Origin of the sequence: Streptomyces thermospinosisporus (assembly GCF_039526425.1) — a bacterium.
GTDB classification, from domain to species: Bacteria; Actinomycetota; Actinomycetes; order Streptomycetales; family Streptomycetaceae; genus Streptomyces; species Streptomyces thermocarboxydovorans.
Genome location: NZ_BAAAIZ010000112.1, coordinates 1 through 11,906, shown reverse-complemented (window position 1 = coordinate 11,906; position 11,906 = coordinate 1). Strand labels below are relative to the sequence as shown.

The window sequence follows — 11,906 nt, the reverse complement described above, 5'->3', positions numbered from 1 at the left end:
GCCGCGCCCGCGGCCTGCGCCGCCGGGACCGGCTTGCGGAGCAGCAGCAGCGCCGCGTCGTCGTGCAGCCGGCCGCCCACATGGTCCAGCAGCTCCTGGTGCAGGGCGGCGACGGTGCGCTCCGGCTCGTCGCCCACGTTCCGGGCCAGGCCCTGTGCGAGCGGATAGAACTCCCGGTCGCCGTCCCGGGCTTCGGTGACCCCGTCGGTGTACAGCAGCAGCTGGTCCCCGTCGCCGAAGGGCAGCGTGTGCAGGGTGGGCGCCTCTCCCGACAGGGCGCGCAGTCCCAGCGGCGGCGTCGGCCGGGTGGGCGCCACCGCGGTCACCTCGCGGTCGCGGACCAGCAGCGGGGGAGCGTGGCCGCAGTTGACCACCTCCAGGTGCCCGTCGCCCGGGTACCCGGCGACCACGGCGGTGACGAAGTCGTCGTGCCCGAGGTTCCGGGCCAGGCTGCGTTCGATCCGCCCGACGACGTCGAGCAGGTCGGGTTCGTCGTGCGCCGCCTCGCGGAAGACACCGAGCACCAGCGCGGCCGTCCCCACCGCGGGCAGTCCCTTGCCGCGCACATCCCCGACGATCATCCGCACGCCGTGCGGGGTCGGGATCAGCGCGTAGAGGTCGCCGCCGATGCGGGCCTCCGCCGCGGCGGCGCTGTAGCGGACGGCCACCTCGAAGGGGCCCACCTTGCCGGGCACGGGGGCGAGCAGCGCGTGCTGCGCGGTCTCGGCGACGGACCGGACGGCGGCGAGCACCCGCTCCCGCCGCCCGCGCAGGGCACTGGCCAGGGCGCTGGCCAGCGTGACGGTGACCAGTGCGGCGAGGATGACGGTCAGCTCCCGGCCGGGCACCTCGCCGCGGATCCCGGTCGTCGCACCGGCGACCGTGGCGAGCAGACCGACCCCCATCACCTGGCGCCAGCCGCTGGTGGCGGCCGCCAGGGCGGGGCCGGTGGCGAGCAGGGGCAGCCAGATCATGCCCCGGCCCCCGAAGATGTCGACGAGGACGATGACGCAGACGATCAGGAGAGGCAGCGCGGGCGTGGCGCCGGCCCAGTGGGCCAGAGCGCGGGCCCGGGGCGACGACTCGTGATCCGTTGTCCTGCTCCTCTTCCCGCTGCGTAGCTTCGGCAGATGGTCGTCGTCACCATGCTGTCGGGCGTGCCTCATGTGTCGTCTGCAGTCCTCACCGGCAGCGCGGCATGCGCTGTCTGTAGATCTGTCTGGTCGATGTCCTCTCATATTCAAGCAAACCTGGACATCTCCTATTTCACAAGGGTGCCGTTTTCAGATAGTGAGTGACAGATTGCGGGTGATCCGGCCCGCCGTGGGGATCAGCAGCCGGCGGACCTCGTCCAGCCGGGGCAGCCGGTCCGCGCGCATGGAGACGCCGATCGAGCCCAGCCGGTCGCCGCCGTGGACGGGCACCGCGACGCACAGGGTGCCGAGCGCGTACTCCTCCATGTCCATGACCGCGGGTTCCCCGGGATCGGCCTCGAGATGGCGCAGCAGCTCCCGCTCGCTGGTGATCGTCCGGGGGGTGAGGTCCTCCAGGCGGTGCCGGGAGAGGTAGTCCCGGCGGGAGGCGTCGTCCAGCTCGCGCAGCACGGACTTGCCGAGGGCGGTGGCGTGCCCGGCGTCCTCGAACCCCACCCACAGATCCACCCGGGGTGCGCGCGGACCGTCGACGATCTCGGCGATCCGGATCTCGCCGTCCTCGTAGAAGGTGAGATACGCGGCGGTGGCCAGCTCGTCCCGCAGGGCCGCGAGCGCCGGGCGGACCCGGGTGATCAGCGCCTGCGTGCGGCCGCCCTCGTGCAGCGTGAGGAACTGGTCGCCGAGGACGAACCCGCCGTCGTCCAGCTTCCGCAGATAGCCGTCGTGGACCATCGTCCGCAGCAGGTGGTACGCCGTGGCCAGCGGCAGCCCCGCCTCCCGCGCCAGCTGCTTGGCCGGCGCGCCGTTCTCGTGCCCTGCCGCCGCCTCCAGCAGCCGGAAGGCGCGCTGCACGGAGGTGATCAGCGTGGGACCGCCGCTCATGGCTCAAGCCTGCCCCCGTACGCCGTCCGGAGCAACGCAGGGCCGCGCTCCGCCACCTCCGGGACACCGGCTCGCCGGCGGTCGGTCGTGCCCTCTGCGTGTGCACCGGGACGGGTGATTTCGGATGATCTACGGTGATTCGATGCGACGTGTGCCGTGGTGGGCCCTGCTCTCGTCAGGACTGGCGCCCGTGGTGCTGATCGCCGGCTGGGTGGTCGCGGGCCTGATGGCGGGCAGCTCCTACGACCCCGCCACCAAGACCATCAGCGTGCTGGCCGCCGACGGCGCCCCCGGAGCCTGGGTGATGACCGGGGCCCTGGTCGTTCTCGGGCTGTGCCACATGGCCACCGCCTGGGGGCTGAGGCCGGCCGCGCTCCCCGGGCGGCTGACCCTGGGCGGCGGTGGCGCGGCCGCGGTGGTGGTGGCGCTGTTCCCGGCGCCGAGCAGCGGAGGCTCCCTGCAGCACGGTTCGCTCGCGGCCGTCGGATTCGTCCTGCTCGCCGTGTGGCCGGTCCTGGCCTACGACCCGAACGGCACCGCGGCGTGGGCGCTGCGCCGGGGCCCGTGCCTGGCGGCGACCGCGGTGATGGGAGTGGGAGCGCTGTGGTTCCTGTTCGAGCTGCAGCGGCACGGCGCCCTCGGTGTCGCGGAGCGCCTCGTGACGTTCCTCCAGTCCGTCTGCCCGTTGCTGGTGGTCGTCTCCTGCCTGCGCCACCAGCGGCTGCGCAGCCCGGTGGGGCCACGGTCCCGGGTGTGACGGTCCCGGTGTGACGACCCGGTGTGACGGTCCCTGGTGTGAAGGGCGCGCGCTCAGACCTTCGCCCGGTACGCCCGCATCGCCAGCGGGGCGAACACCGCCGCGATGCCCACGGCCCACACCAGCGACCACATCACCGGCTCCGCCACCGGCCCGCCGACCAGCAGCCCGCGATAGGCGTCGGACAGATGCGTCACCGGATTGACGTCGCTCCAGGCCTGGAGCCAGCCCGGCATGGTGTCGACGACCACGAAGGCGCTGCTGGCGAATGTGATCGGGAAGATCACGGTGAACGAGAACGCCTGCACCTTCTCCGGGTCCCCGGCGAGCATCCCGATCAGCACCGCCGTCCAGGAGACCGCCGCCGCGAACACCACCAGCAGCAGCGCGCCCAGCAGGAATCCGCCGAGCCCGCCGGTGATCCGGAACCCCATCAGCGTCCCGATGCCGATCATCAGCAGCATCGCCCACACATGCTTGGTGAGGTCCGCGATGATCCGGCCGATCAGCGGCGCCGACCGGGCGATGGGCAGGCTGCGCAGCCGGTCGAACACGCCCTTGGTCAGATCGGTGTTCAGCGCCATCGCCGTGTACACGGTCATGAACAGCGTGTTCTGGACGATGATGCCGGGCAGCGCGTACATCAGGTACGCCTCCGACGAGCCCGCCATCTGCCCGCCCAGCACATAGGTGAACAGGAACACGAACATGATCGGCGTGACGCTGTAGTCGACCAGCTCCAGCGGGTTGTGCTTCACCGCCACCAGGCTGCGCCACGCCATCGTCAGGGTCTGGCTCGCCCATGCCAGGGGCCGCACCCGGCCCGGGCCGGCGAGCGGGGCGGCCACCGTCGCGCCGGTCATCGTGCGCTCACCGCCTTCTCGGGCTCGGCGGACCCGGCGCCCTCGGCGTCCTCGCCGTCCGCGTCGCCGTCCGCCTGCGGCTCCGCCCGGTGCCCGGTCAGGGCCAGGAAGACTTCGTCGAGCGAGGAGCGCCGCAGTGCCAGTTCGCCGACCCGGATGCCGGCCCCGTCCAGCCGCCGCACCACCGTCGGCATCAGCTCCGGGTCCTTCACCGGGGCCGTGATCACCTCACCCTCGATCCGGGTGCCCGGCCCGGCCGCCTCGCCCACCAGACCGTGCACCACGGGCAGTTCGGCCGGGTCGAGCGGGCGGACCTCCAGCACCTGGCCGCCCACCTCGGACTTCAGCTGATCGGGCGTGCCCTCGGCGATCACCCGGCCCCGGTCGATCACCACGATGTCGTCGGCCAGTACATCCGCCTCGTTCAGGTACTGCGTGGTCAGCAGGGCGGTGGTGCCGTCCGCGACCAGCCCGCGCACCATGTCCCACAGCTCCCCGCGGCTGTGCGGGTCGAGCCCGGTGGTGGGCTCGTCCAGGAACAGGATGCTGGGCCGCCCGACCAGACTGGCCGCCAGATCGAGTCGCCGCCGCATGCCGCCGGAGAACGTCTTCACCGCGCGGCCCGCGGCGTCGCTGAGCCGGAACCGGTCCAGCAGCTCCCGGGCGCGCGCCCGCGCGTCCCGTCTGCTCATCCCCAGCAGACGGCCGATGAGCAGCAGATTCTCCGTGCCGGTCAGATTCTCGTCGACCGCCGCGTACTGGCCGGTGAGCCCGATCAGCGAACGGACGGCGGCCGCCTCCCGGACGACGTCGTGCCCCGCCACCCGTGCGTGCCCGCCGTCGGGCGGCAGCAGCGTGGCGAAGATCCGCACCGCCGTCGTCTTGCCCGCACCGTTCGGACCGAGCACGCCCAGCACCGAACCGGTCCGGGCCGCCAGATCCACCCCCGCCAGGGCCTCGGTCTCCTTGAACCGCTTGACCAGGCCCTCCGCCTGGATCGCGTAGGTCATGGGATTCCCCTTGCGGCTTTCGCGCTGTCGCGGACGTCGCGGTTCGGCGCCCACCCTTCCACAACTGTGACGCACGCCACTGACATTCCTCTCGGTGTGCGCGCGAGGCGCGGCGACGCAGGCGTCCGCGGCTCAGGCACCCGACGCTCAGGCGTACGCCGCCAACGCGCCGGCGGCTCGGGCGTCCCCGGCTTAGACGTCCTCGGCTCGGGCGTCGGCGGCTCAGGCGTCCTCGGCTCAGACGTCGGCGGCTCAGGCGTCCTCCGCTCAGAAATCGGCAGCTCAGGCGTCCCCGGCTCAGGCGTCCGCGGCTCAGGCGTCGGCGGCCACCTGGCCGCGCAGTGCGGTGAGCAGCCAGTCATGGGCCGCACCCGGTGTCGGCTCCGGCCGGCTCCCCGGCGCGGTGGCCACCACGGACGCCAGCTCCCAGTACCCGTCCAGCCGGGGGTCGGTGGCCAGCTGCCCGGCCAGCAGGCGGCGGAAATCCGGCGTGTCCTTGGTGCGGTAGGCGGCGGCGTACGCGGCGACGAAGCCGTCCAGCGCCTCCCCGGGCCCCGGCTCCTCGCCCCGGCTGATGCGGGCGCCCGCCAGCCGGTACGCCTCGTCGAGCCCCGCGTACAGCACGGCCGCCCCGTCGGAACCGGCGGCCCGGTGCGCGGCCGGCTGGGGTTGACCGGCGCCGGAGCAGGGCCGGGACACCAGGGCGTGCAGCCGGGCGAAGGCGAGCACCTGCCCGGGGTCCGGATCGTCCGGAACCTGAGGTACGGCCACCTGAAGGAAGGCGGCGACCGCGCGGGCCGGCATCCGCGGCGGCAGCCAGCCGCGCCAGAACCGCGCCAGCGGTGCCGTGCTCGGCGGCACCTCCACCGAGCCGATCAGCATCAGCCGGTCGGCCCGCTCGCCGGGCGGGCACGCGTGCACCATCCGCAGCGCCGCCTCCCGCCACCGCAGCGCCCTCAGCTCGGAGCCGAGCGCCCGCAGCCGTCCCGCGACGGCGCTCTCCAGCGCCCCGCCCGCCCCGTCGCGTTCGCCGTTCTCCTCCCGCCGGTCCTGCTCGGCGAGGATCCGCCGCACCTCGGGCACCGGCACGTCGAGGGTGCGCAGGGAACGGATCAGCCGGAGCCGCTCCAGCGCCCCGGGGCCGTAGCGGCGGTGCCCGCCCGCACTGCGGGAGGCCTCCGGCAGCAGCCCCTGGTCGGAGTAGAAGCGGACGGTCTTGACGGTCACGCCCGCGTGCTCGGCGAGTTCACCGATGCTCCACAGGCCGTCGTGCGCCATGAACAGTTGAACCTCCCTCAGGGGGAGTTCCTACGGTACCGGCCGGTGCGGGCCCGGGACCGATCCGGGACCGCTGACGACGATCTGCCGAGGAGCGTTCCATGACCGTCTTCATCCTGGTGCCCGGCGTGTTCACCGGCCCCCGCATCTGGCGGGACACGGCCGCGCGGCTGACCGCGGCGGGCGCCCACGCGCATCCGGTCGCCCTCACCGGACTCTCCGGCGCCCGCACTCCCGGGCCGTCCGGCGTCTCGCTGGAGACCCACATCGAGGACGTGCTCGCGGCCGTGGACTCCGTGTGGTCGGCCTTCGGGCAGGAGATCGTTCTGGTCGGCCACGACTACGGCATCCACCCCGCGATGGGCGCCGCCGACCGCAGGCCGGACCGCATCAGCCGGATCGTCCACCTCGACGCCGGCATGCCGCAGGACGGCGTCCCCGCCCTCGCCGCGGTGCCCGACGGCACGCTCCGCGCCGAGGTGACCGCACGCGCCGAGAGCGACGGCCCCGACGGCGAACTGCCGCCGCCGGAAGGCGACGACTGGGCGCGCTGGGGGAGCACCCAGGGCCTGTCCGCCGCCGCGCTCGACACCCTCGCCGCCCTCGCCGCACCGCAACCGCTCGGCACCCTGATCCAGCCGCTGCGGCTGACCGGCGCCGCGGCGGCGGTGCCCACCTCCGGGGTGCTGTGCACGGGCAACGGAGCCAGCATCGAGATGGTGCAGCGCCTGGTCGACTTCGGAGACCCCGCCCTGCAGGTGCTGGCCCGCCCCGAGGTGACCTTCTTCGAACTGGCCACCGGGCACTGGCCGATGCTCTCCTGCCCCGGCGAGCTGGCCGAGGTGCTGCTGAAGGCCGCCGCCGGTGAGGGCCACCGGCTCCAGCCGGCCGGCTCCGCGCAACTCCCCCCGCATCTGCGGCCGTTCCTGCTGGACGTGCCCGAACGCCCCCGGGAGCGCCACGGCGCCGTCGACCTCCACCTCCCCGAAGGCGACGGACCGCACCCGGCGGTGGTCTTCGTGCACGGCGGTCCGGTGCCGGCGCACGCCCGCCCCACCCCGCGCGACTGGCCGACCCTCAGGGGTTACGCGCAGTACGCGGCGTCCGAGGGCGTGATGGGAGTGACCCTCGACCACCGTCTGCACGACCTCTCCGCCTACCCGCTCGCCGCCGCGGACGTGGCCGCCGCCGTCGAGCTGGTGCGCAAGGACCCGCGCGTCGACGCGGACCGGATCGCCCTGTGGTTCTTCTCCGGTGGCGGACTGCTCGGCGCGGACTGGATCGCCGCGCCCCCGCCGTGGCTGCGCTGCCTGGCGGCCAGCTACCCCGTGCTCGCGCCGCTGCCCAACTGGGGCCTGAACGACGGCGGATTCCGTCCGGTGGCCGCGATGGCGGACGCCGGAGACCTGCCCCCGTTCGTCCTCACCCGCGTGGGCCGGGAGTCGCCCGAGATCGCCGCGACCGTGGAGCAGTTCCTCGCCGCCGCCGAGGGCCGGGAGCCGGGCGTCGAGATCATCGACGCGCCGAACGCCCCCCACGCCTTCGAGACCCTCGACCACGGCCAGGAGTCACGCGAGGCCGTGCAGCGGGCGATGCGCACGGTGCTCGCCCACCTCCACCGGCGCGCCTGACCGGCCCCCGGCCTGTCGGCAGAGGCTCGCCGGCGAACGGGCTGAGCCGAACGAGAGGCCCTGGGGCCTGTCTTTCGGATCTTGCCGCGGGTCGCGGGGTCCGGCACGCGCATCTGCGGCTTTGTCGTCGGTTGGCGACTCCCCCACGCTCGGCTGCGTTCGCGCGGGAGGGACCCCCAACGCGTCGCCGCCCTCCTCCGCCTCGCAGCTGCACGCACAGACCCCGCTCGGGGCTGCTGCAAGGGAACCGCCACCGGAAGCGACAAGATCCGAACGACAGCCCTAGCCCGCGTCGCGCGCCAGCACCCGGCGGGCCGCCTCGGCCTCCGCCGCCGGCGGCGACAACTCGTCGAGCGTGTCCAGCTCGTCGTCGCTCTCCAGTTCGCGTTCCCAGGCCGCCGCGAGCCGCTCCTGATCCCCGCGCGGTGCGGAGCCGACGTTCTCCCGGTGCTCCGGGTCCAGTGCCGCCAGGAAACGTCCGACGGGATCGGTCACCATGCCCCGCTCCTCTCCTGAGTGCGCTCTCGGCATTGACCAGCGGTCCCGCCGCCACCCGTCCGGCATGGCACGGCGGCATCCCGATGGCCGCTCTCACGTCCAGTGTCCCGCCTTGCGGGATGTATCGAATATCGATAGGTTTCCATCGTCATTCGATCGAGAGGTGCTGCCGTCATGCCGAAATCCGTCGCTGCTTCCGACCGGCCGGGCGCCGAGGCCCGCACGGACGTCCTGGTGGTCGGGGCCGGGCTGGCCGGCCTGCACGTCGCCACGCTGCTCGCCGGACGCGGCCACGACGTGCTGCTGGTCGAACGGCGCACCCGCCTCACCGGGGCGATCCGCACCACCGGGATCTTCGTGCGCAAGACGCTCGACGACTTCCCGCTGCCCGCCGCCCATCTTGGCCCGCCCATCCGCCGCGTGGTGCTCTACCCGCCCGGCCTGGACCGCCCGGTCGACCTCGTCAGCGACCGCGACGAGTACCGGGTCGGCGACATGGGTCCGCTGTACGAGTCGGCGGCGGCCGACGCTGCCGCCGCGGGCGTACGGATGGCGCTGGGCACCCGCTACGCCGGCCGGCGGGACGGCACCGTGCACCTGATCGGCCGCGACGGCCCCACAGCGGTCCGGGCACGCTTCGTCGTCGGCGCCGACGGCGCCCGCTCACGCGTCGCCCGCGACCTCGGCCTGGACCGCAACCGCCGACTGCTGGTCGGCGCCGAGGAGGTGTTCGAGGTCCCCGCGCACGACGAACGGCCCACCTTCCACTGCGTGCTCGACCCGTCGCTCGCCCCCGGCTATCTGGCCTGGGTGGTCGACGACGGGCGGCACGCCCACGTCGGCGTCGCCGGATACCCCGACCGTTTCCCGCAGGGCCTGCGCCACGCACTCACCCGGTTCAGCGCCACGGCCCCCGGCCTGCGGGGCGTGCCGCGCCCCGGGGCCGTGGAGCGGCGCGGCGGCCCGATACCCGTGGGCGGAGTGCTGCGCCGCATCAGCTGCGCCGACGGACTGCTGGTGGGGGACGCGGCGGGCGCCGTCTCCCCGCTCACCGCGGGCGGCCTCGATCCCTGCCTGCGGCTGTCCGAGCTGGCCGCGGACGTCCTCGACACGGCCCTGCGCTGCGGCAGCGCCGAGCCGCTCGCCCGCTACGACGGGGCCGCGCTGCGCGCCGAGTTCCGCGGGCGTCTCACCCTGCGCCGGGGGCTCGGCCTGGTCCGGACTCCGGCAGCGGCGAGTGCCGCGTTCGCCCTGCTGCGCACACCGCTCGGCCGGGCGGCGGCCGGCCGCATCCTCTTCGGCGACCGCTCCTTCCCGACCGTGCGCGCGGACGGGGTGCCGGTCACAGGCCGGTGACCTTGCCGCTCGCCGCGATGTCGTAGACGAGGGTGACGGTGCGGCGGCCGCCGGGTGCCAGCGGGACGTCCCAGCGGACGATGCCGTCCGCGTCGACCGAGTCCGGCGCGGGCGAGCAGGCCTCCTTGCGCAGCCGCACCTCCACCGCGGACACCTCGGAGACCGGGATGCGTTCGCGCACCACGATCACCCGCTCGTCGCGTTCCGAGGGAGCGGAGAAGCGGGAGAGGTGCAGCCGGACCGTCCGGGTGGTGAGGGTCCGCCCGGTCAGGCCCGTCTCGCGGGTCTCCTCGGTGTGCCGCACCACGCGTTGGTCGTCACGGCTGCCGAAGGCGAGCCGGACGGGGGCGCCGGGGGCGGTGAAGTCGAGGGTTGCGCGGCCGGTGAACCCGCTGTCGCGGACCAGGTCCACGGGCCCGGCCAGCAGGGCGTGCCCCGAGAGATTGTCGAACCGCACCACCTGGGTGACCAGCGGCGACAGCTCGGGCGCGCAGGCGTACTCGCTCACCGCCGGCGCGGTGAAGGAGGACAGCGGCACCCGGTGGGCGCGGCCGTCCGCCGGGACGGAGACCGGGGCGGGGGAGTGCAGCACGCGCACCTCCCCGCCGTCGTCCACGCCCGGCAGACCGGGCACCGGGGCCGGACCCAGGTCCGAGATCTCCTCCTCGCGCAGCTCGACCTGCACGGTGCGCCGTTCGGCGGGGGAGCGGTCCTGAAGCGTCAGCCGGTCCTCACCGAGCCGGGGCGGTTCGGTCGAGCGTGCGGAACGCGCGGTGGACAGGGTGAGCCGCACGTCCGTCCAGTCCTCGCCGGTGCGCTGCCAGACCACCGCCTCGGTGTCCAGCGTCAGCGAGTCCCCGTCCAGCGCGGCACGGTACGCGGGCCGCCACAGCGCGCACGGGGTGAGGTGACGCACCTTCAGCCGGGCCGGCCCCCCGGCGGCGGCGTCGACGGTCAGCTCGATGTGGCCGGTCAGCTCGGCGGGTTCGGTCTCGGCGAGGCTCCTCGCCCGTACGGCCTCGGTGAGTTCGGTGGTGAGCGAGGCCAACCGGGTGTCGAGGGACCGCAGTTGCTCGCCGCAGTCCTCGCGTTCCGCGTCCACCCGGTCCAGTTCACGGCTCCAGCGGTCGCGGTCCGTCTCGCCGCGGCCTGCGCCCTCGCCGATCTCCCGCAGCAGATCGGCGGCGAGCTTCCCGAGCAGATCCAGGCGGGTCCGCAGCCGGGCGCGCCGCTGCTTCAGGGCGACCTGCTCCTCCTCCAGGGCCCGCACCCGGCGCCGCAGCGCCGAGTCGTCCTGGGCGGGCTCCGGCCCGCGCGGCGTCCAGGTGCGGACCGTCCGCACGTCGAGCACGGTGACCGGGTGCTCGGCGGTCACCTCGGCCTGCAGCGTGCGGTCGACGACCAGCGCGCTGACCGGCCCCAGACGCAACCGCTGGGTGCCGGCCCGCAGTTCGAGCGAGGCGGTGCGCTCGACGTGGGCGCGGTCCTCCAGGCAGGTGACGGCGGTGACGGGGAGAGCGATCGTCTCCGGTGTGGTGGACATGGGTCAGTCAGCTCCTGCGGTTGCCGCCTGCCAGGGCCTTGCCGGCCGGGATACGGATGTCGTAGCCGCCGTCGAGCGCGGCGGTGCCGCCCGCGGGCAGCGTGACCCGCCACAGGCGCGTGCCCGGCGCGTGCTCCTCGGCCTCCGCGTGGCTCTCCGGTTCCGGGCCGGTCCTGGACGTGACCTTCTCCGGTGCGGTCCAGTCGGCCCGTTCCTCTATGCGGATGTCGGCATCCGAGGTCACCGGCACCCGCTCGCGCACCTCGACGGTCACCGGCTGCGCGAGCCGGTTGGCCAGCTCCACATGGACCCGGTGCTCGAGCACGGTGACGTTGTTCCGCAGGCCCGCGGTCGACTCGCGCAGGCTGGTCCGGCGGGTGACCGCGAGGGCCTCGGCCGGACCGAGCCCCACCCGGCACACGCCGCCCGGGGCGAGCGTGGGCAGGGCCGTCGTCGCCAGGAACTCCCCGTCCGCGGTGACCTCCACCGGTCCGGCCAGCAGCGCCTGGTCGGTGGCGTTGTCCAGCACCAGCGTCGCGTACACCGCCTCCTCCACCGACGGCACGCACACGTACTCCGTGCGCAGACCGACGGGGATCCCGGCGACGGTGACGGTGTGCCAGGTGCCGTCCGAGGGGATGTCGGCGCGGGCGGCGGCGTCGTAGCGGTGGTCGAACGAACCGGCCGACTCCCGGGGCGGCACGGCGTGTCCCGGCAGCGGCAGCGCGGCGACCCCTTCCGCGCGCCGGCGGTGCTCCGCGGTCACCGGGTCGACGGCGGCACCGGGGAACAGCAGACCCCGGCGCCCCTCCGGCTCCTCCGGCCCGCTCAGCACGAGGGCGGAGTAGTCCAGCTCGTCGCCGCTCGGCCGCGGCGGGCCCACGGCAGGCGGCGCGGACGGCCGGGGGGCCGACCCGGCGGGTGGGGAGGGCGG

At 74.5% G+C, this 11,906-nt stretch carries 11 protein-coding genes; 3 read left to right on the top strand and 8 right to left on the bottom strand.

The window, feature by feature from the left end; genetic code table 11:
* Together ABD207_RS28845 and ABD207_RS28840 are read right to left on the bottom strand one after the other, a co-directional pair.
* Positions 1 to 1,166, bottom strand: a 1,166-nt coding sequence (locus tag ABD207_RS28845; protein WP_344016164.1) for a PP2C family protein-serine/threonine phosphatase, incomplete at its 3' end; no start/stop codon positions are given.
* Between the two features lie 117 nt (positions 1,167 to 1,283).
* Positions 1,284 to 2,036, bottom strand: coding sequence for an IclR family transcriptional regulator (locus ABD207_RS28840; protein ID WP_344016163.1), 753 nt, complete (start codon positions 2,034 to 2,036; stop codon positions 1,284 to 1,286).
* A 142-nt stretch (positions 2,037 to 2,178) separates the two neighbouring features.
* Here ABD207_RS28840 and ABD207_RS28835 point away from each other — a divergent pair, with 142 nt between their 5' ends.
* Positions 2,179 to 2,793 carry a DUF998 domain-containing protein gene (locus tag ABD207_RS28835; RefSeq protein ID WP_344016161.1) on the top strand — a complete coding sequence of 205 codons (615 nt, stop codon included), beginning with the start codon at positions 2,179 to 2,181 and terminating at the stop codon, positions 2,791 to 2,793.
* Positions 2,794 to 2,846: 53 nt separating this feature from the next.
* Here ABD207_RS28835 and ABD207_RS28830 read toward each other — a convergent pair whose 3' ends face one another.
* From ABD207_RS28830 to ABD207_RS28820, 3 genes are all read right to left on the bottom strand, one after another.
* Positions 2,847 to 3,656 (bottom strand): ABC transporter permease, encoded by an 810-nt coding sequence (locus ABD207_RS28830; RefSeq protein ID WP_344016159.1) that lies wholly within the window; start codon positions 3,654 to 3,656, stop codon positions 2,847 to 2,849.
* A complete protein-coding gene (locus ABD207_RS28825; RefSeq protein WP_344016158.1) occupies positions 3,653 to 4,666 on the bottom strand; it encodes an ATP-binding cassette domain-containing protein in 1,014 nt (337 codons plus the stop codon). Before ABD207_RS28825 ends, ABD207_RS28830 begins: the two co-directional genes overlap by 4 nt.
* A 312-nt stretch (positions 4,667 to 4,978) precedes the next feature.
* Entirely contained in the window at positions 4,979 to 5,950 is a 972-nt protein-coding gene (locus ABD207_RS28820; RefSeq protein ID WP_344016166.1) for a MerR family transcriptional regulator, read from the bottom strand.
* 95 nt (positions 5,951 to 6,045) lie between these two features.
* On the opposite strand from ABD207_RS28820, the gene ABD207_RS28815 reads away from it, so the two are divergent.
* Complete coding sequence (locus tag ABD207_RS28815) at positions 6,046 to 7,575, top strand: alpha/beta hydrolase (RefSeq protein ID WP_344016157.1); 1,530 nt, start codon at positions 6,046 to 6,048, stop codon at positions 7,573 to 7,575.
* 282 nt (positions 7,576 to 7,857) lie between these two features.
* On the opposite strand, the gene ABD207_RS28810 is transcribed toward ABD207_RS28815, so the two are convergent.
* Entirely contained in the window at positions 7,858 to 8,073 is a 216-nt protein-coding gene (locus tag ABD207_RS28810) for a hypothetical protein (RefSeq protein ID WP_344016155.1), read from the bottom strand.
* 174 nt (positions 8,074 to 8,247) lie between these two features.
* Here ABD207_RS28810 and ABD207_RS28805 point away from each other — a divergent pair, with 174 nt between their 5' ends.
* Positions 8,248 to 9,429 carry an NAD(P)/FAD-dependent oxidoreductase gene (locus ABD207_RS28805; RefSeq protein ID WP_344016154.1) on the top strand — a complete coding sequence of 394 codons (1,182 nt, stop codon included), beginning with the start codon at positions 8,248 to 8,250 and terminating at the stop codon, positions 9,427 to 9,429.
* Here ABD207_RS28805 and ABD207_RS28800 read toward each other — a convergent pair.
* Positions 9,416 to 10,972 (bottom strand): mucoidy inhibitor MuiA family protein, encoded by a 1,557-nt coding sequence (locus tag ABD207_RS28800; RefSeq protein ID WP_344016153.1) that lies wholly within the window; start codon positions 10,970 to 10,972, stop codon positions 9,416 to 9,418. The two genes, ABD207_RS28805 and ABD207_RS28800, sit on opposite strands and share 14 nt — an antisense overlap.
* A gap of 7 nt (positions 10,973 to 10,979) precedes the next feature.
* A partial coding sequence (locus ABD207_RS28795) for a DUF4139 domain-containing protein (protein WP_344016152.1) occupies positions 10,980 to 11,906 on the bottom strand: 927 nt, incomplete at its 5' end.

Bases quoted from the DNA above. Each gene is read 5' to 3' on its own strand.
- ABD207_RS28840 (WP_344016163.1), bottom strand. From the start codon at position 2,036: ATGAGCGGCGGTCCCACGCTGATCACCTCCGTGCAGCGCGCCTTCCGG.
- ABD207_RS28835 (WP_344016161.1), top strand. From the start codon at position 2,179: ATGCGACGTGTGCCGTGGTGGGCCCTGCTCTCGTCAGGACTGGCGCCC.
- ABD207_RS28830 (WP_344016159.1), bottom strand. From the start codon at position 3,656: ATGACCGGCGCGACGGTGGCCGCCCCGCTCGCCGGCCCGGGCCGGGTG.
- ABD207_RS28825 (WP_344016158.1), bottom strand. From the start codon at position 4,666: ATGACCTACGCGATCCAGGCGGAGGGCCTGGTCAAGCGGTTCAAGGAG.
- ABD207_RS28815 (WP_344016157.1), top strand. From the start codon at position 6,046: ATGACCGTCTTCATCCTGGTGCCCGGCGTGTTCACCGGCCCCCGCATC.
- ABD207_RS28810 (WP_344016155.1), bottom strand. From the start codon at position 8,073: ATGGTGACCGATCCCGTCGGACGTTTCCTGGCGGCACTGGACCCGGAG.
- ABD207_RS28805 (WP_344016154.1), top strand. From the start codon at position 8,248: ATGCCGAAATCCGTCGCTGCTTCCGACCGGCCGGGCGCCGAGGCCCGC.
- ABD207_RS28800 (WP_344016153.1), bottom strand. From the start codon at position 10,972: ATGTCCACCACACCGGAGACGATCGCTCTCCCCGTCACCGCCGTCACC.